17 protein-coding genes are annotated in these 22,167 nt (G+C 71.4%); 7 read left to right on the top strand and 10 right to left on the bottom strand.

The genetic code is table 11. From position 1 onward, the window contains the following. Positions 1-33 precede the first annotated feature (33 nt). Positions 34-1,131, bottom strand: coding sequence for a DUF1996 domain-containing protein (locus tag FHU34_RS20240; protein ID WP_145782963.1), 1,098 nt, complete (start codon positions 1,129-1,131; stop codon positions 34-36). A gap of 469 nt (positions 1,132-1,600) precedes the next feature. Between FHU34_RS20240 and FHU34_RS20235 the strand changes: the two genes are divergently transcribed. The 4 genes from FHU34_RS20235 to FHU34_RS20215 all read left to right on the top strand — a co-directional run bounded on the left by FHU34_RS20235 (position 1,601) and on the right by FHU34_RS20215 (position 4,751). Beyond that, positions 1,601-2,260: a hypothetical protein gene (locus tag FHU34_RS20235; protein ID WP_145782962.1), complete on the top strand. Its 660-nt coding sequence runs from the start codon at positions 1,601-1,603 to the stop codon at positions 2,258-2,260. Between the two features lie 77 nt (positions 2,261-2,337). Then, positions 2,338-3,606, top strand: a complete 1,269-nt coding sequence (locus FHU34_RS20230; protein WP_145782960.1) for a L,D-transpeptidase — start codon at positions 2,338-2,340, stop codon at positions 3,604-3,606. A gap of 57 nt (positions 3,607-3,663) precedes the next feature. After that, positions 3,664-4,116 (top strand): Rv0361 family membrane protein, encoded by a 453-nt coding sequence (locus FHU34_RS20225; RefSeq protein ID WP_145782958.1) that lies wholly within the window; start codon positions 3,664-3,666, stop codon positions 4,114-4,116. A 251-nt stretch (positions 4,117-4,367) separates the two neighbouring features. Next, entirely contained in the window at positions 4,368-4,751 is a 384-nt protein-coding gene (locus FHU34_RS20215; RefSeq protein WP_145782956.1) for a MerR family transcriptional regulator, read from the top strand. Between the two features lie 73 nt (positions 4,752-4,824). Here the strand turns inward: FHU34_RS20215 and FHU34_RS20210 are convergent, their stop codons facing one another. Then, a complete protein-coding gene (locus tag FHU34_RS20210; protein WP_145782955.1) occupies positions 4,825-5,919 on the bottom strand; it encodes an ROK family transcriptional regulator in 1,095 nt (364 codons plus the stop codon). A gap of 50 nt (positions 5,920-5,969) precedes the next feature. Between FHU34_RS20210 and FHU34_RS20205 the strand changes: the two genes are divergently transcribed. Continuing rightward, entirely contained in the window at positions 5,970-7,187 is a 1,218-nt protein-coding gene (locus FHU34_RS20205) for an MFS transporter (protein WP_341874446.1), read from the top strand. A gap of 27 nt (positions 7,188-7,214) precedes the next feature. On the opposite strand, the gene FHU34_RS20200 is transcribed toward FHU34_RS20205, so the two are convergent. Together FHU34_RS20200 and FHU34_RS20195 are read right to left on the bottom strand one after the other, a co-directional pair. Then, on the bottom strand, positions 7,215-8,543 hold the full coding sequence (locus tag FHU34_RS20200) for an alpha/beta hydrolase (RefSeq protein ID WP_145782951.1): 1,329 nt from the start codon (positions 8,541-8,543) through the stop codon (positions 7,215-7,217). Between the two features lie 93 nt (positions 8,544-8,636). After that, positions 8,637-10,022: a serine hydrolase domain-containing protein gene (locus tag FHU34_RS20195; protein ID WP_145782950.1), complete on the bottom strand. Its 1,386-nt coding sequence runs from the start codon at positions 10,020-10,022 to the stop codon at positions 8,637-8,639. Positions 10,023-10,253: 231 nt separating this feature from the next. Here FHU34_RS20195 and FHU34_RS20190 point away from each other — a divergent pair, with 231 nt between their 5' ends. Next, positions 10,254-11,630, top strand: coding sequence for an FAD-dependent oxidoreductase (locus tag FHU34_RS20190; protein WP_145782948.1), 1,377 nt, complete (start codon positions 10,254-10,256; stop codon positions 11,628-11,630). Positions 11,631-11,676: 46 nt separating this feature from the next. Here the strand turns inward: FHU34_RS20190 and FHU34_RS20185 are convergent, their stop codons facing one another. The 6 genes from FHU34_RS20185 to FHU34_RS20160 form a co-directional block, all read right to left on the bottom strand. Continuing rightward, positions 11,677-12,153 (bottom strand): heme-degrading domain-containing protein, encoded by a 477-nt coding sequence (locus FHU34_RS20185; protein WP_145782946.1) that lies wholly within the window; start codon positions 12,151-12,153, stop codon positions 11,677-11,679. A 29-nt stretch (positions 12,154-12,182) separates the two neighbouring features. Beyond that, positions 12,183-13,655, bottom strand: coding sequence for an SDR family oxidoreductase (locus FHU34_RS20180; protein ID WP_145782944.1), 1,473 nt, complete (start codon positions 13,653-13,655; stop codon positions 12,183-12,185). Between the two features lie 181 nt (positions 13,656-13,836). Then, positions 13,837-14,742, bottom strand: a complete 906-nt coding sequence (locus FHU34_RS20175) for a siderophore-interacting protein (RefSeq protein ID WP_145782943.1) — start codon at positions 14,740-14,742, stop codon at positions 13,837-13,839. A gap of 22 nt (positions 14,743-14,764) precedes the next feature. After that, positions 14,765-16,864 (bottom strand): iron ABC transporter permease, encoded by a 2,100-nt coding sequence (locus tag FHU34_RS20170; RefSeq protein WP_145785701.1) that lies wholly within the window; start codon positions 16,862-16,864, stop codon positions 14,765-14,767. A gap of 5 nt (positions 16,865-16,869) precedes the next feature. Beyond that, complete coding sequence (locus tag FHU34_RS20165) at positions 16,870-17,853, bottom strand: ABC transporter substrate-binding protein (protein WP_145782939.1); 984 nt, start codon at positions 17,851-17,853, stop codon at positions 16,870-16,872. A gap of 33 nt (positions 17,854-17,886) precedes the next feature. Next, complete coding sequence (locus FHU34_RS20160; protein WP_145782937.1) at positions 17,887-18,720, bottom strand: ABC transporter ATP-binding protein; 834 nt, start codon at positions 18,718-18,720, stop codon at positions 17,887-17,889. Positions 18,721-18,833: 113 nt separating this feature from the next. On the opposite strand from FHU34_RS20160, the gene FHU34_RS20155 reads away from it, so the two are divergent. Continuing rightward, positions 18,834-22,013, top strand: coding sequence for an ATP-binding protein (locus FHU34_RS20155; protein ID WP_145782935.1), 3,180 nt, complete (start codon positions 18,834-18,836; stop codon positions 22,011-22,013). The last annotated feature ends 154 nt before the right edge of the window (positions 22,014-22,167 follow it).

Genomic DNA, 22,167 nt, shown 5'->3' with positions numbered 1-22,167 from the left:
CCGTCCACCGGAGACCTCGCAGGACCGGTCAGCTCAGAAGTTGCCGGCCGAGTTGCACTTCACGCCCTGGTCGAGGCAGTTGCGCACCCGTGCGGCGAGCGCCTCGTCCTTCCACGCGTTGAAGAAGTCCGCGTGCATGGAGAACGAGGTGCCGGACGCGAGGGTGATGCCGTCGGTGTTCGCGCTCAACGGGTACGAGATCACGAAGGACACCGAGGGGACCGGCACCGGGTGGCTCTTCGGGCACGCCCCGGTGTGGTCGCCGTTGGCCATGTGGGCCTTGTGGTTCGGGCTGTCCAGATGCTTGCCGTCCCAGCAGTCCGGGAAGGTGATCTGGCGGACGATGTTCGCGGTCTTGGCGCAGACCGGGAACGTCTTGTCCGCGCTGCGGCCGATCTCGCCGCCGATGCCGGCGCACCAGAAGTGGTTGCCCTGCTTGTCCGGGGTGTCGACCTGGTTCTTCGCGTCGCCGGTGATCATGCGTAGGCCGAACGGGAAGGGCTGGGTCTTGCTCGGGTCCTTCAGGCGGGATCCGTAGTAGACGGTCACCTCCGTCGGGTCGACGACCTTGCCGTTCTGGTACATGGTCGGCACCCAGTAGGCGGACTGGTCGTCCGGCGAGTTGCAGGTGGTCGCCTTCGACGCCCGCAACGACTCGGCGGTCGAGTTGGCGTCGGTCGACTTGTTGCCCCAGAACGTGTGGTTGTGGGAGCCGCCGACCAGCTTGGGCAGCACGATCGGGTCGTCGCTGTTGTGGTGGCTGACCTTGCAGCCGACGTTGAACTCGGGCACCTTGACCGGGTTGCCGGTCACCGCCTTGGGCTTGCGCGCGAAGAAGGCCTTCGTCGCGGCGGCCTGCCCGGCGGCGTCGATGGTGATCCAACCACCGGAGGCGGTGGGCGGCGCGGTGCTGGTCGACGGGGTCGCCGGCTTACCGGAGGCGGACGGGGTGGCCGAGGTGCTCGGAGCGCCCGGCGTGGCCGACGCGTCGCCGGGAGCGGCGGACGTGGGCGTCTGCGGGCCGGAGGAGCCGATGCCGGTGTCGCTGGAGGGGCTCGACGCGCCGGGTGTTCCCGGAATGTCCTTGCAACCGCCGGCGAACGCCACGCTCACCAACAGCAGGGCGGTCACGGAACGGCGGAGCCTGGGAGTGGATCGCACATTGAACAAGAGGGGTCACCTTTCTTCCGAGAACGAAGAGTACGAGTCGACCCCCTGCTCCATTCCAACTGAGACGATTAAGTCTCCCTTAAATATCGCTCTGCGATTGCTCGCTCCGCTGTGCGGAGTGGTCGCGCTGTCGTATCAATCTCATTTCCCTGATTTTCTTCGAAAAACTGTAATCGAGGGCGGTGTGGATACTCCACTCTCAGGCGGGCGACTGCCTCGCGCGGGGCAGCGTCGCGCGGCGTTCGTGACTGCCGGTCGCTGGCCTGACCCAGACTCCTCACGTGGCCCCTCACGCGGTGGACGGGGGCCAAGGTCTTGATGATGCCCCCCGCGGTGCGGGTCGGGCTACGGTGTTGGCTTGCGGGGTGCCGGGTCGGGGTCAACTGGTGCAGGCGTGTCCGCGCCTGGTGACGACAGGTAGGAGCCGGCGGTGGAGATGGTCGAGCAGCTCATATCCCGGACGGACGCCACCTACCAGCGATGGTTGGCCTCGGTCACCGACGACGTCGTCGCCGATGGAGTGGTCGTGTACTGCCGGGAATCCGTGCTGGAGCGCAACACGACCTACGAAGTCGGCGAGTGGCTCACGGGCTACCTCATGATCGGCCAAGAAGGCGATCGGGGGTTCTTCCTCAGGTGCGACGGCAGCGGCGGCCCTGTGTTCTGGGCCGACCTGGGCGCTTTCGGCGACGTCGACCTCGATGGTGCCGCCCCGGCGTTCGAGGTGTGGCTGCGTTCCGGCTTCGCCCTGGCAGCCGACCCGGCGCCGGACCTGCCGCCAACCGCCGACGTCTATGTGGGCGGGATTCCGATCGACGCAGTTCAGCTGCTGGCACGGGCAAGGAAGCTGCTGGGTGTGGATTGGCGGTTCGGGGATCTCCGGGGCCTGCTCGCCGCCCAACCGTTCCTGGCGGCGAGGTCAGCTCATCTGTACGCGCTGCGTCGCGCCCTGGCATACGCCCCTGAGTTGCGGCCGTACCTGCTCTACGCCACCGCCCACGGCCTGAAAACGGTATGGCCGACCGACAGCAAAGAGAGTACTGGTCGCGGTCGACGCGTCGACGAAAGCGTTTCCGACTTTTCTTCGTGATTGCCGGAAACGGCGCGATATCGCCTCCCGGCGGGGAAGAATTGCGGCCACGGAAACACGAGAGCCGGGGGCGTTCGATGGGGTTGTGGCGACGGATGGCGCTGGTGGTGGTGTCCGTCGTGGCCACACCGCTGGTCCTCGGTGGATGCACCACCGAGCGCAAGGCCCCCGTGCGGCTCGCGGAGCGGGAGGTGCCGGCGCCGGAGTTGACTCTGACGCCCGCCGACCGATCCCGCGACGTGCCGGTTAGCGCCGAGGTCACCGCACAGGTCACCGGCGGAAAGGTCGTCGTCGTACGCATCGCCGACGACAAGGGCATGCTGGTCAGGGCGGAACGACGGGAGGACAGCTCGGCCTGGGTGCCCACCGTTGCGTTGCGACCACGGAGCACCTACACCGTCGAAGTGATCGCCGTCGGCGACGCCGGCCGGACCACCACCCGTACGACGACCTTCACCACGATGCCGACGTCGACGAAGCCGCAGGTGACCAGCACGCTGTACGTCGCCAACGGCCGGACGTACGGCACGGCCATGCCGGTGACCATCGGCTTCGATCCGCCCGTCGCCAGGGCGGCCCGCGCCGACGTGCAGCGTCGGCTGTTCGTCACGACGAACCCACCGCAGCCCGGGGTCTGGTCCTGGCTGGACGACGGCAGTCAGGTCTACTACCGCGCCCCCGACTTCTGGCGACCGGGCACCACGATCAGCGTCCGCGCCGCTCTGGAGGGTCTGCCGATCGGCGAGAACCTTGTCGGAGACGCCGACCGCACCGCGACGTTCCGGATCGGACGTCAGGTGGCACTCGAGGTCGACAACGCCACCAAGCAGATGCGCGTGCTGCGCGACGGCAAGGTGATCCGCAGGATCCCGGTCAGCCTGGGCAAGCCGAGCACTCCGACCTCCAGCGGCAAGATGGTGATCATGGAGAAGCACCAGCGCACCACCTTCGACACCCGCGGCGAGCCGAACGGCGGCTACGTGGTGAACGTCGCGGACGCGCAACGCCTCACCTGGGGCGGTGAGTTCATCCACGGAGCGCCCTGGTCCGTGTCGGATCAGGGACACCGCAACGTGTCGCACGGCTGCACGAACGTCTCGCCGGCCAACGCCGACTGGCTGATGAAGGTCACCCAGGTCGGTGATCTGGTCACCTTCACCGGCACCGAGGTCCGGCTGGAGGCGGGCAACGGCTGGACGGCCTGGAACACCAGTTGGGAGCAGTTCGTCAAGGGCAGTGCTCTGCCCGTACCCGCTGGTCCTCGGCCGGGACCGCCCGCGACGCCGCGCCCGGGCGCGGTCGCGGACGGCTCGCCGACGCCGGGGCCTACCGCCTCCACCGACTGAACCGGCAGGCGTCCGGCGGGAGTACGACGGTTGCCCGCCGTGCCTACCCTCCGGGCCATGACGTACGAGCCCATGATGGTTGCCCGCCAGAAGCCGAACCGGACCACTCGTACCGTCCTGATCGTCGTCGCCGCGGTGCTCGTGGTGTGCTGCGCGGTCGGTGCCTGCGGAGGTTTCTGGTTCTACCGCAGTGTCAAGGAGGCCGTGGAGCCGGCCCGGGCGGCGACGGTGGCGTTCCTCGACGACGTTCAGGCTGGCAACTACCCGGGCGCGTATGGGCGGCTGTGCGACGAGGTGCGCGAAACGATGACGCTGGAGGAGTTCGCCCGGATCCAGGCCGCCCAGCTGAAGATCAGCAGCTACGAGATCGTCGGTGTGAACGTCAGCAACTACAACGGGCGGGTTACCGCGACGGCCACCGTCCAGGCGGTCCAGGAAACCACGGGAGCGCAGTTCACGCAGGGCATGAGGCTGGTGAAGGAAAATGGTGAGTGGCACGTCTGCCAGTGAGCACGACGTCGTGGGCGACGCCCGCACATGCCCTGACGACTATCGCCCGGTTGGGGCGTAGAAGGCGCTCGGATCGTTGGCGAGGGACGCCTTGACGTGTGCGCTCCACTCGTCGGCAAGGACCTCGATCTGGCCGGCTTCAAGCCTCCTGAGGAGTTTCAAAGACGAGCGGTACGCGCGCTACGCTGAAACCTGACGTGAACGTGAGGGACAAGGTCGTGTGGCAGGCGTCACCGGCCGGGGGAGGATCCATGCGCATCGGCGAACTCGCCACGGCTGCCGGGGTGTCGGTGCGCGCCCTGCGCTACTACGAGGAGCAGGGCCTGCTGACTGCCGCACGCAGCAGTGGCGGGCAGCGTCACTACGGCGACAGCGCTGTCGAGCGGGTACAGCTCATCCAGACGTTGTACGCGGCCGGCCTGTCCAGCCGCACGATCCTGGACCTGCTGCCCTGCGTCGACGCGAAGGTCAACACGCCGGAGTCCCGGGCGCTGCTGCGCGCCGAACGTGCCCGCATCGACGAGCAGATCAGCCAACTCCGCAGCGCGCGGGACCGGCTCGACGCGGTCATCGCCCTCAGCGAGAGCCCGGCCAGCGGATGCACCCACGTGGAATCCGCCGCACTGGTGGCGTAGCGGTTCGACGGCGCGGCACGCCTGGGCGCCGCCGACCGGTGTCGGTGGCCGCGCCCGCACGGTCCGGCGGCGCTCAGATCGGGGCCAGCGCCGGCACGCCGTAGTGCTGGTCGAGGACCTGCATGGCGGCGCCCGCGGCGATGGCGTCCGCGCCGAGGCTGGACAGGGTCACCGTCGTGGTGAGCCAGTCCGCGCGTCGCGCGTCGGCCCGGACGGCCTCGGTCACCGCTGTGAGATAGGTCTGCGGATGCCGAAGGAGGTCCGCGCCGGCCAGCACGACGTGGGCCAGGTCGAGAGTCTGGAGCAGGTTGACCACGCCCACCGCCACGACGCGGGCGGCGCGGGCGATGTCGCCGGCGTCGGTGGCGTGGTTGTGCACGATCTCCAGGCACCCGTGGCGGCCGCAGACACAGCGGGGTCCGTCCAGGTCGACGACAGTGTGGCCGAATTCGCCAGCGTTGGTGTGCGCGCCCCGGTGGGCGGTGCCGCCCAGCCAGAAGCCGCCGCCGATACCCGACTCGATCATGATGAGGGCCGCGTCGCCGAATGTCGCGCCGTGCCGCCAGGCCTCGGCCGTGATCCCCGCGGTGACGTCCTTGTCGAGGTGGACGGGCAGGTCGAGGTGCTTTTCGGCGATCTCGCGCAGCGGTACGTCGTGCCAGTGCCGCAGGCCGTGGGCACCCCGGACCAGGCCGTTGGCGTGGTCCAACGGGCCGATCATGCCGATGCCCACGCCGGTGAGTTTGCCCCGCACGCCGCCGCTGTTGGTCATCGCATCGACGCCGGACGCCAGGGCGTCGAGAAGCTGTTCGGGGGTGAAGTCGTCCGGCAGCGGACTCACCGCCGAGTGGCGCACGGCACCGGCCAGGTCGACCAGGACCAGCCGCAGTGTGCGGCGGGCCACGTGGGCCCCGATCGCGTACCGGCTGTCGGGGACGAGTTCGTAGACGACGGCAGGCTTGCCGATGCCCGCACGACGCACACCGACGGGACGGATCAGGCCATCGCCGGTCAGACGGGCGATGACCTTGGAGACCGCCTGCGGCGTCAGCCCGGTCGCCTCGACCACCGTCGACCGCTCGAACGTCCGCCCGGTACGCCCCAGCGCCATGACCCGCGCCTGGTTGTAGCCGCGCAGGAACGTGACGTCGGCAGTGATGCGAGTCATCTCGCCACTCTATTACGCAACGCTGTTGCTAAATTTTCTCGGTGATCGGGATGAGCAGAGGACGACAGGTGGCGGCGCTTGTCGCGTTGGCACTCGGTGGTGTGGCGATCGGTCTGACCGAGTTCGTGGCGATGGGCCTGCTGCCCGACATCGCGCGCGGTCTGCTCCCGCAGGAGTACGCCCAGTCGTCGTCGAACGCGGTCGCCCGCGCCGGCTGGATGATCACCGCGTACGCGCTCGGCGTTGTCGTGGGCGCACCCCTGATCGCCGCGCTGAGCGCACGCCTGCCACGCAAGAAGCTCGTACTCGGACTGCTCGCGCTCTTCGCCGTCGGCACCGTCGCGTCCGCGATCGCCCCCACCTTCGACCTGGTGATGGTGGCCCGGTTCGCGGCGGCGTTGCCGCACGGCGCGTACTTCGGCGCGGCGGGCCTGCTCGCGGCCACCCTGATGGGCCCCGGCAACGAGGCCCGCGGCTTCGCCATCGTGCTCAGCGGTCTGACCGTGAGCAACGTGGCCGGCGTACCCCTCATCACGCGGCTCGGGCAGGCGGCCGGCTGGCGCCTCGCGTACCTGGTCATCGCCGGTGTCTTCGTGCTCACCCTGCTGGCGGTCCTGGCGGTCGTCCCGGAGGTCGCCGCGGCGGTCGACGGCTCGCCGGCCGCCGAGTTGCGGGCGCTGCGGACGTCGCAGGTCTGGTTGGTCGCCGCGACCGGCGCGATCGGCTTCGCCGGGTTCTTCGCTGTGAACACCTACATCGCACCGGTCACCACCGACGTCACCGGTCTCTCGGCCGCGACGGTGCCCTGGGCGCTGGTGGCGGTGGGTCTCGGCATGACCGTCGGCAACGCCCTGGGTGGTTGGTTGGCGGACCGTGACCTCCGGCGCAGCATGGTCATCGGTTTCGTCGCGATGATCGTGAGCATCACGACGTTCAGCCTCGTCGCGTCGAGCCCGGTCGGCCTGTTCGTCGGCGCGTTCCTGGTCGGCGCGACCAGCCTCTACCTCGGGCCCGTCCTCCAGGCGCGCCTGATCACCGTCGCACCCGGAGCACAGCTGATGGGCGCGGCGCTCAACCAGTCGGCCATGAACATCGCGAACAGCCTGGGCGCGGCCCTGGGCAGCGTCGCCATCGCCGCCGGCCTCGGCTACCTCGCACCGGCCCGGGTGGGCATCGTCCTGGCGGTCGTCGGCCTGGCCCTGGGAGTGGTCAGCTTCGCGGTCGGGCGACGCGAGCGCGAGCGAACCCCGGCCACCGTCGCGGGTTGAGGCAGCCGGGCTGCCCGTCGGACCAGGTCAGAAGTCGTCGACGTTGACCGACACGCGATGGGCGCTCGACCTCCAGTTCGGCACGTTGATCACGTCGTGTCCGCCGCCGCGTTGACCCACGGTGATCCGTACGAGGCCGAGGTGCGCCGGTGCCGCCGGGATGAACAGGTCCATGCCGGTGATGAAGGTCTGGCTGAAGAACTCCGGCAGGGGAGCGGTCAGGTCGCTCACGCCGTCGCTGCCGTCGTCGAACGCGAAGATCGCAATCGTCCGCTTGGTCCGTGGCGCGTTCGCCGCGTTCAGGACGTCAGTGCCGTTGATCCAGAGGTGGTCGCCGGCTTCGCCCTGGTCGCCCCACCATTCCTTTTGGCGTTGGATCGTCAGCGCCGTGTGCCGGTCGCTGGTGTCCACCAGCGCGCCGAGCCCTTCGCCGGGCACGCTCGTCGCGAGGCGTACGAACGAGTCCGAGCGAAGGAACGGCTGGAAGTAGAAGTGGTGCGTCGGTGCGCCGGAGCGCACGATCGCGAACTCGTAGCGGGCCGTGGCGAGCACCGGGACGGGACCGAACGAGCCGTCGCCACTCAGTGCCAACCGGTGCGTGGGCCGGTGCGACAACCGACCGCCGGTCAGGGAGCTGACCGGGTAGACCTCGACAGTCGCGTCGGCGACGCCGGCGTTGCTCGGGAAGAGCACCGCGCGACCGGAGACCCGGGCGGTGCCGAAGAGCTGGGGCGTGATCCGTGTCGTGTGCGGCGCCCGACCCTGGAGGAACCGGAAGATCTCGCCGAACGACTCCGGCGACGACACGGTCTGCGTGTGGGACTGGTCGGGGAGGTGCACGTTCGTCGCGCCGACGACGGCGCGGGCCGGGTCGCCCTCACCCCAGATGGCGAGGGTGGGCACACCACCGGGCAGGGAGGCGGCGGGGCGCCCGTCCAGGTTGACGTAGTGGGCGACGCGGGCGGCGCGTGCCGGTGAGCTGTTGAGATAGCCCTGCATGACGAAGGTGCCGAGGGAGTGCGCGAGCAGGTCGACCCGGTCCGCGCCGGTCGCCGCCAGCAGGCGGGTGATCCGTGCGTCGAGCCCCGCGTACACCTGGGGCAGGATCGTGGCGATGTTCGGTGAGTCGTACTCGTGGGCCTCAATGACGTCGATCGGGTAGCCGTTGCTGGCGAGACGCTTGGCCTGGGACTGGAACTGCGTCGCCGACCCGGCGCTGCCGTGCACGAAGATCACCGGGCGGTACGTCGGTGTGGTGGCGGCGTCGGCGGCCCGTGGGACGGGAGCGACGGACAAGCCGACCGCGAGGGCGCCCCCGGCCAGTACGGAGAGCAGTCTCCGGCGAGACACGTGCATCGGTCCTCCACCCTGAGCGACGAAGTATCTGCACTGATAGCGCAAGTATCGTGTCAGGGTGCGGCGCGGCGGTCTACACCTGACGGTCGTCGATCAGTTGACCTCTTTCGCGAGCAGGTCGCCGAGAGCGGCGCGGACCGGATCGGGATTCGACCAACTCCAGTTGGGGTGCGCGCGGTTGGTGAGCAGCGCGAGGACGAGCTTCCGGGCCGGGTCGACCAGGAGTGACGGGCCGGCGAAACCGGTGTGGCCGAAGGTCCGGGCGGAGGCGAGCCGGCCCATGAACCAACTCTGGTTGAGCACGACCCCGAGTCCGTGGGCGGCGGTCCGGTTGGGCCGCTCCGGGTCGATCGCTGGTTTCCCGGAGTTCTGGTTGGTGAGCATCCGACGCACCGTCGTCGCGGCGAGGATCTTCCTGCCCTGGTGGGTGCCGCCGTTGAGGAGCATCTGCCCGATGACGGCCAGGTCGCCGGCGGTGGCGAAGATGCCGGCGTGACCGGCCACGCCGCCGAGGTGGTTGGCGACGTCGTCGTGGACGGTGCCCCGGAGCAGACCCCGGGACGAGCGGGCGTCGGTGGCGACGAGCCGGCTGGCCTTCGCGCTGCCCGACAGCCAGGTGTTCGGGTTGAAGCCGGTGTCGCGTAGGCCGAGCGGGCCGGTGAGGTTGCTCTTGAGCGCCTGGTCGAGCCGCTGGCCGGTGACCTTCTCGACGATCTTGCCGGCGACCATGAGCCCGACGCTGGAATAGCGGAACGTGGTGCCGGGCACGGCGCCGGAGACCAGCCCGGTGGTGAGCACGGCGTTCCAGCGGGCCGTGTTGTCGGCAAGCCCGGTGACCTTCGCGCCGACCGGGAGACCGCTGGTGTGGGTCAGCAGCATCTCGACGGTGATCCGCTCGGTGCCGGCTCCGGTGAAGCCGGGCAGGTAGTCGCGCACCGGCGCGCCCAGCTCGACCCGACCCTTGTCGACCTGTTGCAACAGCAGGATGGCCGTGTACACCTTCGTGACCGAGGCGAGGTCGAAGATGGAGTCCGGGCGCATCTCGACGCGCTGCCCCGCCGGCAGCAGTTTGGGCCCGGCGCCGTAGCGCAACGCCTCCCCGACCGCGGTGTGCACAGTCGTCTTCCCGTCGACCAGGACGACGGCGACCGCGCCGGGAAAGCCCTTGTGCTGCACGGTCTGCGGCGTGGCGGGCAGGTGCCGCCGCAGCAGCGCCGTCACCTCCTGCGCATAGCGGGCCTGGCCGGCGGGCGCGGCACCGCCGCTCGCGGAGGCCGCGGCGCTCGGCGTACCCGACGGCGGTGTGGTCTTCCCGGCCGCGCCGAAGCCCACCCGGTTGCCGGCGGCGTCGGTCGCGGTCACCGCGTCACCGGGCCCGGCCACACCGGATTCCGGCGCGCCGTTGTCGCCGCAACCGGTGACGGCGGAGGTCGCGGCGGCCAGGCCGGCGAGAAGGAGGGTACGACGCGCAACGGGCATGCCGGAGATCGTGACAGTCGGCATCGTCGCACGCCAATCGGCCGTCCGAACGACGGTCGTGTCCACCCCGTCGTCCGACACGTGGTCATCTGGCAGACACAGACGGTTGCCCTTCAGGTGGTTGTGCGACGATCGGCGGGCGTCACGCCGGACGACCGTCCACCGGTCCGCCCGCCCACCGAACGCCGGCGGCACGGAGGGCACCACACCTCGTATCCCTTGGAGAGCACGATGTCCCTCTCCCCATCCCGGGTCTTCGCGGAGCTGAACGCGGTCCGACCCCCTGACCAGACCTCCCCGACGATGGGTCGGGCCGTCGTGGTCGGCGGCAGCGTCGCCGGCCTGCTGGCCGCCCGGGTGCTGTCCGACCATGCCGACAGCGTCGTCATCATCGACCGGGACGACCCGCAGGTGGCCGGGGCGCGGCCCGGCGTACCCCAGGGGACGCAGCTGCACGCGTTGCTGCCCGGCGGCTTCCTCCAGCTGGAGCGCCTGTTTCCCGGCTTCCGCGACGCGGCGCTGGCACGCGGGGCGGTCGAGGCGCCACCCGAGGCGCGGCGCAACTACCTCGACGGCCGCCCGAAGGTTGTCGTCCCCGACGACGCCGACAGCCTGGCCGGCAGCCGCCCGCTCCTGGAAGGGCTGATCCGCCAACAGGTGCTCCGGCTCCCCAACGTCAAGACGATCACCGCACGCGCCACAGGTCTCGTGTTCGACGGCGCGGCGGTCACCGGGGTCCGCTGCGAGGTCGCCGGGGTGACCGGCGTGGAGACCGGTGACCTCGTGGTGGACGCCATGGGTCGGTCGAGCAGACTCTCGGACTGGTTGGAGCAGGCCGGCTGGGAGCGGCCGGCCACCCGGCGGATGACAGTGCACCTGAACTACGCGACAGCCCTGTTCCGCCGCCCGGAGGTCACCCCGGCCACGACCGTGGTGTTGGCGCTGCACACCCCGAGGATGGCGATGGACGTGGCCGGGGCCGCGTTCTTCGCCATCGAGGACGGTCGGTGGATGGCCATGATGGCCGGCTACGGCAACGACCGACCGGGGCGTACGCCGGAGGACTTCGTCCGTCGCCTGCGCGAGCAGTTCCCGCCGGAGTTCGGCGAGGTCGCCGACCAGGAGATGCTGGGCGACGTCCAGACCTACCACCACGCCGACAGCCGCCGACGGGACTTCCACGCGCTGAAGCGGTTCCCGGCCGGCCTGGTCAGCGTCGGTGACGCCGTCGCGTCATTCAACCCGGTGTACGGGCAGGGGATGACGTCGGCGGCCCTGCACGCGGCCTGCCTGTCGACGTACCTTCGGTCCAACCCGGATCCGCGGACGCCCGCGCGTCACTTCCTCGCGTTGCAGCAGGTCGTCGTCGACGCCGCCTGGTCGATCTCGACCTCCGCCGACCTGGCGTTGCCCCACGTCGACGGGCCCTACCCGCGCGGCTACCGGATCTCCAGTTGGGCGAGCCGCCAGATCATCGAAGCGACCGTCACGGACGTGGCGACAGCACGACGGTTCAACGAGGTCGTCTCCATGCGTGAACACCCGCGCTCGCTGGCCCGACCCGGCGTGCTCCTCGGTGCCCTGCGCGCCAACCGACGGGCGCGTTGACGACCGAACCCGGCGGCCTCGTGTGAGGGCCGCCGGGTCCGCAGCGTCAGCGGGGAAGCTTGCGGAGGATGTCGACGACGAAACGGTGGTCGTCGAGCTGCGGCAGCCCGGAGACACCGACCCAACCCACCACGCCGGTGCCCCGGACGCGTAGCGGCACCGCGCCCCCGGCCGCCGCGTACCGCTCGGCCGGGAGGCCGTACCGTTCGGCCAGCGTCACCTGCTTGTCCTGGCACAACCGGGCCATGTACAGCGACGAGTGCTCGAAGCGCATCACCACCCGCCCCTTGCGGCGCAGCCACGCGTCGTTGTCCGCCGTCGAGCCCGGCAGACCACAGTGGAAGAGCTGGCGTCCCGCCCGCCACACCCCGATCGACACCGGCAGTCGCTGCTCACTCGCGGCGGCGACGGCGAGCATCCCCAGCTCGTACGCGTCCGTCTCGGACAGGCCCGCGAGTTCCAGCTCGCTCTCCTCGCGCAGCAGCTCGTCCAGCGTCGGCCACGCGTCACGGTCGTCTGACATGTTCTTCTTCTCCTCGTCGTTGCGGGCGATCACCAGGCGCAGGGCGCGTAGTCCTTCAGGAAACAGCCGTACAGGTCTTCGCCCTGCTCACCACGGACGATCGGGTCGTACACCCGGGCGGCGCCATCGACCAGGTCCAGCGGGGCGTGGAAGCCCTCGTCGGCCAGGCGCATCTTGGTCGGGTGCGGCCGTTCGTCGGTGATCCAGCCGGTGTCGACGCTGGTCATCAGGATGCCGTCGGTCAACATCTCCTCGGCGCTGGTACGGGTCAGCATGTTCAACGCGGCCTTGGCCATGTTGGTGTGCGGGTGCCCCGGCCCCTTGTAGCCACGGCCGAACTGGCCCTCCATCGCCGACACGTTCACCACGTACTTACGGCGGGCCGACGCGGCGGCCATCGCCGGGCGCAGCCTGCTGACCAACACGAACGGCGCGGTCACGTTGCACAGCTGCACTTCGAGCAGCTCGACCGGGTCGACCTCCTGCACCCGCTGAACCCAGCTGTTGACCGAGTCGAGGTCCGGTACGAGGCCCCCGGCGTCGATTGCCGTGGACGCCGCGATCCGCTCCGGCGAGGCGGAACCGCTGGTCAGCGCCAACGCGGTGAGCGCGTGCGGGGTGAGCCCGGCGGTGAGCGCGCCTGCCGGGGCGTCTTGCCCACCCGGCTTCGCGAATGTGATCAACTCCGGCAGTGGGCCGTCCGGCAGTGCCGCGGCCTCAGCGGCGACCAGCTGCGCGTACGCCCCGGGGGAGCGGCGGACGGTCTGTGCCGCGTTGTTGATCAGGATGTCCAGAGGGCCCTGACTGCTCACCGAGTCGGCGAGGGCGATCACCTGCGCCGGGTCACGCAGGTCGATCCCGACGATGCGCAGGCGGTGCAGCCAGTCGGCGCTGTCCGGCATCGCGGCGAACCGGCGTACCGCATCGTGCGGGAACCGCGTGGTCACCGTCGTGTGGGCGCCGTCGCGCAGCAGCCGCAACGCGATGTACATGCCGATCTTCGCTCGGCCGCCGGTGAGGAGCGCGCGCCGGCCGGTCAGGTCGGTACGGGCGTCGCGGCGCTCCCGGTTGAGCGTCGCGCAGGACGGGCAGAGCTGGTGATAGAAGGCGTCCACCTGGTGGTAGCGCTGCTTGCAGACGTAGCAGCCGCGCGGGTTGTGCAGGAAGCCCGCCGTCTCGCCCGCGACCGATGACGCGAGCGGGATGCCCTGGGTCTCGTCGTCGATCCTCCCGGGAGCACCGGTGGCGGTGGCCTCCGTCACCGCCCGGTCGGCGGCGAGGACGGCGTCTCGCCGCTCATCTCGTCGCCGCTGCTTGACCACCTTGTAGAGCCGGGCGGTGGCCCGCTGCACCCGCACCACGTCCGGGTGGTCGGAGGGCAGCGCCTCCAACGCCTCGAAGACGCTGAGGCAGGTCTCCAGCCGTTCTCGGTCAATGCCCTGCTGACCGCGTTCGCGGTCAAGGCCCTTCTGACCGTTTTCGGTAATGTTGTCCACCGTCATGCGTCGTCGTCTCGTCCCGTATCCCGTGCCGGGTCACCCCAGCTCGCCCCAAGTCCGACCCGAAACTGTACGCACCGCGCGGCCACCGACGCACCTCACGGCCGCCCCGGCCTTCGGACGGACTCGGCGGCTGCCCCCGCCGGCGGCGTGGCTGCCGGGGCGGCGGCGCGGTTCGCGGCGGTCAGGCGGGGTCGGCGTGCCCGAGACGCCAGTAACCCATGAAGGCCACAGCCCGTCGGTCCAGCCCTCGCTCGGTGACCAGGTGCCGCCGCAGGGTGCGGATCACGCCGGCCTCCCCGGCCAACCACGCGTACAGGGGCGCCGCGGCCACCTCCTCGGGGACCTCCCACAGAATCTCGGTGTCCACGTCCAGGTCGACGACGGGTTGCGCGGCCCCGGACGGGCCCGGGAGCAGCAGTTCCTCCGCTGCGGCGGCGACCGCGGGCACCAGCCGGCTGCCGTGTGCGTCGAGGCCCCGAGGAAGCCAGCGGACCTCGATGCCGGGGGGTGTGATCAGCGACAACACGTCGTCGGCGTCGGGCACCTCCAGCAGGACCGTGCCCCGGGTGTCGAGGGGGAGCCGCTCGCAGATGCTGGCGATCGCCGGTACGGCGGTCTCGTCCCCGGCCAGCAGCAGGCAGCTCCCGGTCGACGGCCGGAACTCGATGCCGCCGTGGCTGCCGTCGTAGCCCGCGTCCGGACCGACGAGGGCGATCTCGTCGCCGACGCTCGCGCGCCGAGCCCAGCGCGTCGCCGGACCACCATCGCCGTGCAGCACCAGGTCGACGTCGACCTCGGCCAGGTGGGGCCGAACCGCCCGCACCGTGTAGGTGCGAATCGGGTTGCGCAGGTGCTCGGGCAGAGCCCGCCAGGCCGCGTACCAGTCCGCGCCACCGGCGAGGTTCACCCCGTGTTGGCCGGGCATTGGCAGCACCAGCTTGATCCGCTGGTCGTACCCGTTGTCCGCGAAGCGGTCGAGGTCGACGCCGCTGAAGGTCACCCGGACGAAGGACGGGCTGAGTCGGCGTAGCGCCGCGACGGTGACGGTGAACACGCGCCAGGGGGCGATGGGCAGGGTCTCGGTCATGGTGCCTCTCTCGGCTCGGCAGCTAGCGGGGGTTGTTCGTCATGGCGCGGGAGCGCCACAGCAGCCAGACGAAGTACGGGGTGCCGATCATGGCGGTGACCAGGCCGGCGGGGACCTGGGCCGGAGCGATGATCGTCCGGCCGAGGGTGTCGGCGATGCTGACCAGCGCCGCGCCGAGCAGGGCGGCCACCGGAAGCACCCGGGAGTGCCGCCCGCCCACCAGAGCCCGCGCGGCGTGCGGGGCGACCAGGCCGACGAAGCCGATGACCCCGACGGCCGAGACCGCTGTGGAGGTGAGCAGCGCCGCCGCGCCGAGCGCTACCAGCCGGGTGCGTTCCAGGCGGACGCCCAGCACCCGGGGGGTGTCGTCGTCCAACGCCATCAGGTCGAGCTCCCGACGGGCGGCGACCACTGCCGGGGTGAGCACCAGCAGGGCGATCAGCACCGGCAGCACCTGGGTCGGCATCCGGCCGTAGGTGGAGCCGGAGAGCCAGGTCAACGCCTTCCCGGTGTTCCATGGGTCGAAGGCGACGATCAGGAAGGTGATCACTGCCATGCCGCCCTGCCAGGCGCCGAAGCCGATCAGCACCAGCCGGTCGGAGCTCAGTCCGCCGCGCCAGGCCAGGCCGTACACCAGGGCGAACGCCACCATCGCGCCGAGCCCGGCGACGCCGGAGACGGCCCACACCCCGGCCAACGGCACGAAGGTGAGCAGGGAGACCGCTCCGAGCCCGGCGCCGGCGGTGATGCCGAGGATGCCGGGTTCGGCCAGCGGGTTGCGGCAGACCGCCTGCACTGTGGTGCCGGCGACCGCGAGCGCCGCGCCGGCCAGGACCGCCGCGGCGACGCGCGGCCACCGCTGGTCCAGCACGAAGGTGTACGCGGGCCCGGTGCTGCCGTTGATCCAGTTGACGACGTCCCCGAGCAGCACCCACGTGTCGCCGACGAGCATGCCGACCGTCACGGCGGAGATGGTCACGACGGCGGTGATGGCGACGACGCCGCGGTGGAAGGCAGCGGAGCGGACGGCCGCGTGCCCGCCGGGCGGGCGGCGGGTGGGGCCCGCGTCGCGGTGCCGGCGGGCCAGCCAGATGAGGATCGCCGCGCCGAACAGGGTGGTGACCACGCCGGTCGGAATGTCGACGCCGGCCTGCCCGCCCATCGCGGCCCGGAGCAGCACGTCGGAGCCGAGCACGATGATGACCCCGGCGATGCCGGACAACGGCAGCAGGACGCGGTGCCGGTGCACCCCCGGCACCACGGGGGCGAGCAGCCGGACGATCACCGGGGCGCACAGGCCGACGAAGCCGACCGGGCCGGTGAGGGTGACCGCCGCGGCGGAGAGCAGTACGGCCAGCACCATGACGGTGAGCCGGGTACGCCGCACGTCGAGGCCGAGCACGGTGGCGGTGTCGTCGCCGAGGGCGAGGATGTCGAGGCGGTGTCCGAGCAGCACGAGCACGAGGGCTGCGCCGACGATCACCGGGGCGAGCTGGGTCAGCGCGGTCAGGTCGCTCTGCACCAGAGAGCCGTTGCCCCAGGCGAACAGACCGATGGTGGCCTGCTCGAAGAGGAGCAGCAGCAGGGTGGTCACCGACCCGAGCGCCAGCGCGGTCGCCGAGCCGGCGAGGATCAGCCGGGTGGTGCCGGCCTGCCCACCGGAGGACATCGCCATCACCAGGCCGGCGGCGGCCAGCCCGCCGCAGAAGGCGAGGCCACCGGAGGGCAGCGCTGGCAACGAGATGCCGAACGCGGCGACGGCGACGATCGCCAGATGGGCACCGGCGTTGACCGCGAGGGTGTCGGGGGAGGCGAGCGGGTTGCGGGCGATCGACTGCAACGCCGCGCCGGCGAACCCGAGTGCCACGCCGATGGCCAGCCCGGCGAGCAGCCGAGGCAGCCGGGAGGCGATCAGCACGCGGGCCGCCTCGTCGTCGTCGCCGGTCGCGAGCCGGAGCAGGTCGAGGGCCCCGACGTTCGAGGTGCCCTGGGTGAGGTGCACCGCGCCGACCACGAGCAGCAGCAGGAGCGCCGCGACGAAGACCCCGGCGACGCGGGGTACGGCCAGGCGTCCGCCCGGAGCCGGCCGGGTGGCCGGCTCCGGGCGTGGGGGTGCGTTCAGCACGCTCACACCGTGTACGTCTTGACGAGTTCGTCGATGTACTGCTTGCCGGAGAGCGGCCCACCGAAGGTCCAGATGCCGTTGGGCATCTTGTGCAGGTTGCCCTTCTGCACGAAGGGCAGCGACTTCCAGATGGCGTTGCTGGCGAGCCCGTCGGCGAACACGTCGTCGCCGTCGGAGGCGTTGTAGAAGAGACGCATGTTCGGGTCCTTGAGCACGGTCATGCCCTCGACGTCGGTCTGGCCGAGGCCCCACACCTCATCGGTCTTGCCGGTCCAGGCGTTGGTGAGGCCGAGTTGGATGCCGATCTGGGAGACGAGCGCGCCCTTGCCGAACATCCGGATGCTGACGGTGCTGCCCTCCTTCCAGCCGTCGGCGATGGCGAACGGCTGGCCGGCGGCGCCCGCGTCGGCGATCTTCTTCTTGCCGTCGGCGATGGCCGTGTCGAAGTCGGCGAGCAGCTTCTCCGCCTGCGCGGTCTTGCCGACGGCCTTCGCGATCATGTTGAGGTCCGCGCGCATCCGGCCGAGGTTGTCGGTGGCGTCACTGGCCTTGGCGACCACGACGGGGACGAACTTCTCCAGCTGACTGACGATGGTGCCGCCCCGGTCGTCCTCCATCACGACGAGGTCGGGCTGGAGGGCCACGATCGAGTCGATGCTGGGTTCGCCGCGAGCGCCGACGTCCTTGACGCTCGGGTCGAGCTTCGCGGAGGTGACCCAGGTGCCGTAGCCCTTCGGGTCGGCCACACCGACGGGCATGACGCCCAGGCTGACCAGCATCTCGACCTCGCCCCACTCGAGCCCGACGACCTTGGTCGCCGGGGCCTTGAGGGTGATCTCCTTGCCCCGGCTGTCGGTGATGGTGACCGGCCCGCCGGCCGCCGAGGCGGAGGTCTCGGGAGTGGCGGCCTTCTCGGTGGTGCCGCAGGCGCCGAGTGTCAGGGCGGCCACGACGGCGATGAGGGCTGTGAAACGGGTACGGGTCATGACGGTCTTTCTCTGCTGGGGATGAGGGGTGTTTCAGACCAGGGCGCGGACCGCGTGCCGCCCGACGGGGCGGGTGGTGACCAGTCCGCTGATCGGATCGGTGGTCACCTCGATGCGGATTCCGTAGGTCTCGGTGAGGGCTTCCTCGGTGAAGACGGTGGCCGGGGTGCCGGTGGCACGGACCCTGCCCTGGTGCAGCAGGACCACCTCGTCCGCCACGGCGGCGGCCTGGTTGAGGTCGTGCAGGACGACACCGACGGCGACGCCGTGGTCGTCGGCGAGGTCACGGACCAGGTCCAGGATCTCCACCTGGTAGCGCAGGTCGAGGAAGGTGGTGGGTTCGTCGAGGAGCAGCACCGGAGTGTCCTGGGCCAGGCAGGTGGCCAGCCACACCCGCTGCAACTCGCCGCCGGAGAGTTCGTCGACCGGCCGCTCGGCCATCGCGGTGACGCCGGTGACGTCCATGGCGCGGGCGATGGCGGCGGGACCGTCCGGATCCTCGGTGCGCCAGCGCCCCCGGTAGGGGTGCCGGCCGTAGCCGACGACATCGTGGACGGTGACGCCGCTGGGCACCGGACGGCTCTGGGCGAGCAGGGTGACCCGCCGGGCGAACTCCCGGGACGGGAGGCTGGCGGCCGCGACGCCGTCGGCGAGGTGGACCAGACCGGACTCGATCGGGTGCAGGCGGGCCAGGGCCCGCAGCAGGGTGGACTTGCCACTGCCGTTGGGCCCCACGAGGGCGGTCACGGCGCCGGCGCGAAGGTTGATCATGGCGCCGTGCACTACCGGCACGCCGTGGTAGCCCAGACGGAGGTCGACGCCGGACAGGCTGCGCTCCCCGTTGGCCGACGCCAACTCGTTCTGCATGAGGTTAGGCTAACCTAACGAAATGCCGGCGTGTCAAGTCGGCCAACGGGTCAGCTCACCGGGGACGGACCGGCGGTCGTCGCGGGCTCGCATGCGTGGGGGATGCTGGGTCCGTGCAGATCACCACCCTCGGTCCGTTCGCAGTCGACGGTCAGCCCGTTCGGGGTGAACGTCTCGCGGCGGTGGTCCGCGCGCTCGTCGACGCGCGGGGACGGGCGGTCTCCACAAGCCTGCTCGTGGACGCCGTGTGGGGCGGCACCCCACCCGACGACGCGACAGGTGCCGTGCAGGCACTCGTGTCCCGGGTGCGCCGCCTCGGGCTGCCCGTGGTCGCGGTGCCCGGCGGATACCGGCTGCCCGCCGAGGAGGTCACCGTCGACGCGGTCGAGGCGCGGGGCCTCGTCGACCGGGCGCGGACCGTCTTCGACAACGGCGATCTGCCGGCCGCCCGCAGCCTCGCCGACCAGGCGCGCGCCCTCTTCCCCGAGGTGCCCGAGCTGGTCAGCGCCGAGGACACCCGCCTGTTCGCCGATGTCGCCGCGCTTCGCGCGCAGGCGGCACTCGCCGGTGTGGGCCCGTTCGACGAGGCCGACCTGAGCCGGCTCGTCGCCCGTACACCGCCGGACGAGCCCTCGGCCGCCCTGCTCGTCCGGATCCTCGCCGCCCAGGGACGGGAGGCGGAGGCGCTGGAGGTGGTCGAACGACTCCGGGCCGAGCTGGCCGAGCGGTACGGCACCGACCCGTCGCCGGTGATCACACAGGTCCACCTGGCGCTGTTGCGCGGCGAGCTGACCACCCCGGTCGTCGCGGAGACACCCCGGCAACCGACGCGGATCGCCCTGCCGACCGCCTGGCGTCGGCCGATGACCGCCCTCGTCGGCCGGGAACGAGACGTCGAGGCCGTGGTGGAGGCACTGGTCGACGCGGCAGTGGTGACGATCGTGGCATCCGGCGGCGCGGGCAAGACCCGCCTCGCCGCCGAGGTGGCGCGGCGCACGGGGGCGGCCGGGCAGTCGGTACGCGTGATCGAACTCGCCGGCCTGCGCGCGCCCGACGAGGTGCTACCCACAGTGCTCGCAGCCCTCGGGGGCGCGGACACCTCGTCGACCGGTGGCAATCTCGGCCTGGAACGGCGGGTGCTCAGCCCCGAGGAACGCCTTCGCGCCGTCGCACCCGACCTCGACGGGCTGGTCGTGCTCGACAACTGCGAGCACGTCCTCGACGCGGTGGCCACCGTCGTGGCGGACCTGGTCGCTGTGGCGTCCCCGGAGGCCGCGGTGCTCGCCACGAGCCGGGCCCCACTGGGTCTGGCCGGTGAACTGGTGCACCGGCTGACCGTGCTGCCCGACGCCGACGCCCTCGCCGTCCTCGAGTCGCGCGCCCGGGCCGGCGGCGCGGTGCCCACCTGGGACACCGCGCGGGCGCTGGCCCTCTGCCACCGGCTCGACAACCTGCCCCTGGCCCTCGAGTTGGCCGCGGCGCGACTGCGACACATGCCGATCGACGACGTGCTCGCCGGGCTGACCGACCGGTTCGCGCTGCTCGACGACGCTCTGCGCGGCCTGCCGGAGCGGCACGCCAGCCTGTGGGCGCTCGTCGACTGGAGCAGGGAACTGCTCGCTGAGGACGACCGCGACCTGCTGCAACGGGTCGCGGTCATTCCCGCGCCCTTCACCGCGGATCTCGCCGCCGCCGTCGCGCAGACCCCGGACGTCCGTCGCGGCCTGGCGACACTCGTCGAGCAGTCCCTGTTGACCCTGGTCGAGGGGGACGGCCCGCCGCGCTACCGGATGCTCGAAACGGTCCGTGAGTACGGCGAAGCCCGGCTCGACGCGGTCGGTGCCCGAGGGGCGGCCATGACCGGGCTGGTCACGTGGGCCCGGGAGCGGGCCGTCGCCCTCGCCGGCCGCTTCGTCGGACCCGGCCAGGTCGAGGCGCTGCACCGCTGCGCCGCCGAGCAGGACAACCTGCTCGCCGCCCTGCGCTGGGCGCTCGCCCAGGACGACGAGGCGGCCACTGTCGACGTCGCGACGGCGCTGTTCCACCTCTGGACAGTGCGCGGCCTTCACCTGGAGGTCCTCGGGTGGGCGCGCGGGATAATGGGTGTCGCCGACCCGGTCCGACGACGCCACTCGGCGATCCTGCAGGGTCGTGGTGCCGGGCGACCACTACCCGACGCTGACCGGCTCGCCTGGCTGTGCCTGCTGACCGGGGTGAACTCCGGCATCAGCGGTGAACTCCGGCTCGCGGTGCTCGCCCGGCGGGCACTGCGCACGCTCCTCGCCGAGCGACCCGACGAGGTCTCGTCCCGGTTGACAGCGCTCGCGTCGGCGCTGCCCGAGTTCGACGCCTCCGACGTGGATCGCAGCATGAAGGCCGCTGACGAACTGGTCGCGCACCCCGACCCGCACGTGCAGGCACTCGGCCTGTTCGCCCGCGCCGCGGCCCGGGAGAACGGCGGCATGCCCGAGGCGTCGGTCACCGATGCCGAGCAGGCCTACCACCGCTTCGCGATCGCCGGTGACCACTGGGGCATGGCGATGGCGGCGGGTGCCGTCGGGCAGTTCCTCAACCCCAGCGGGGACACCGGGTCGGCCGAGTGGCTGGCGCGCAGCGTCCACCACATGGAGATGATCGGTGCCGCCCAGGACGCCCGGTCGATCCGGGTGCGCCTGGACGTCCAGCTTGCCCTGACCGGTGACGGGGAGGCCGAACGACGACTGGCGGAGACGGCCGCCCCGGGCGACGGCGAGGCGGTGGACGCCGCCGTCGCCTGCCTCGGGCTGGCTCACCTGGCCTGGCAGCGTCAGCAGTACGACGAGGCCCATGCGTACGGCGCTCGGGTGACCCGGATCCTGAGCGGCTGGACGAGCCCGCAGCCACAGCCGCAAGCCATGCTGCGCGTCGCCGTGGCGGTCCTCGACCTGCGGGTGGCGCAGGCACGGCCAATGCCGGGGGAGAACCCCGACGCGCACGCGGTCGCCCTGTTGACCCTCGCCCGGGAAGACGCGCTCTCCTCGAAGGACCTCCCCATCATCGGCGCGTGGGCGCAGGGCGGCGCCGAACTCGCGGCGTACCGCGGTGACGACGAGACCGCGCGGGAACTGTTCACGCTCGCAACGCGTGTCGGTACCCACGTCGGGATGTTCTTCCCGCCCGGGCAGGCCGAACGACTCGACGCCGCCCTCGCTGACGAGGAGCGGCGCGAGTCGTTGCTGGTCGCGTGGCGGGGGCGGCCGGTCGCCGCAGCCGCCGCCCGGATCCGCGAGCTGATGAGCGACCTGCTCGCCTAGGGCCTGTTTCATAAGGGCGGTCGAGCCGAGGCGGAGTCCGGGCGGCGATCCGGCAAGGCGCGGTTTCGTCCGGATACCGGTGTCGTATCCGGACGAAACCGCAACGCCGCCGGGCGTCGTCCGGGCCCGCCGCAGGCCGGCCAGGTCTTATGAA

Source organism: Micromonospora taraxaci (assembly GCF_007830095.1).
GTDB classification, from domain to species: Bacteria; Actinomycetota; Actinomycetes; order Mycobacteriales; family Micromonosporaceae; genus Micromonospora; species Micromonospora taraxaci.
This window is presented reverse-complemented; position numbering and strand designations above follow the sequence as displayed.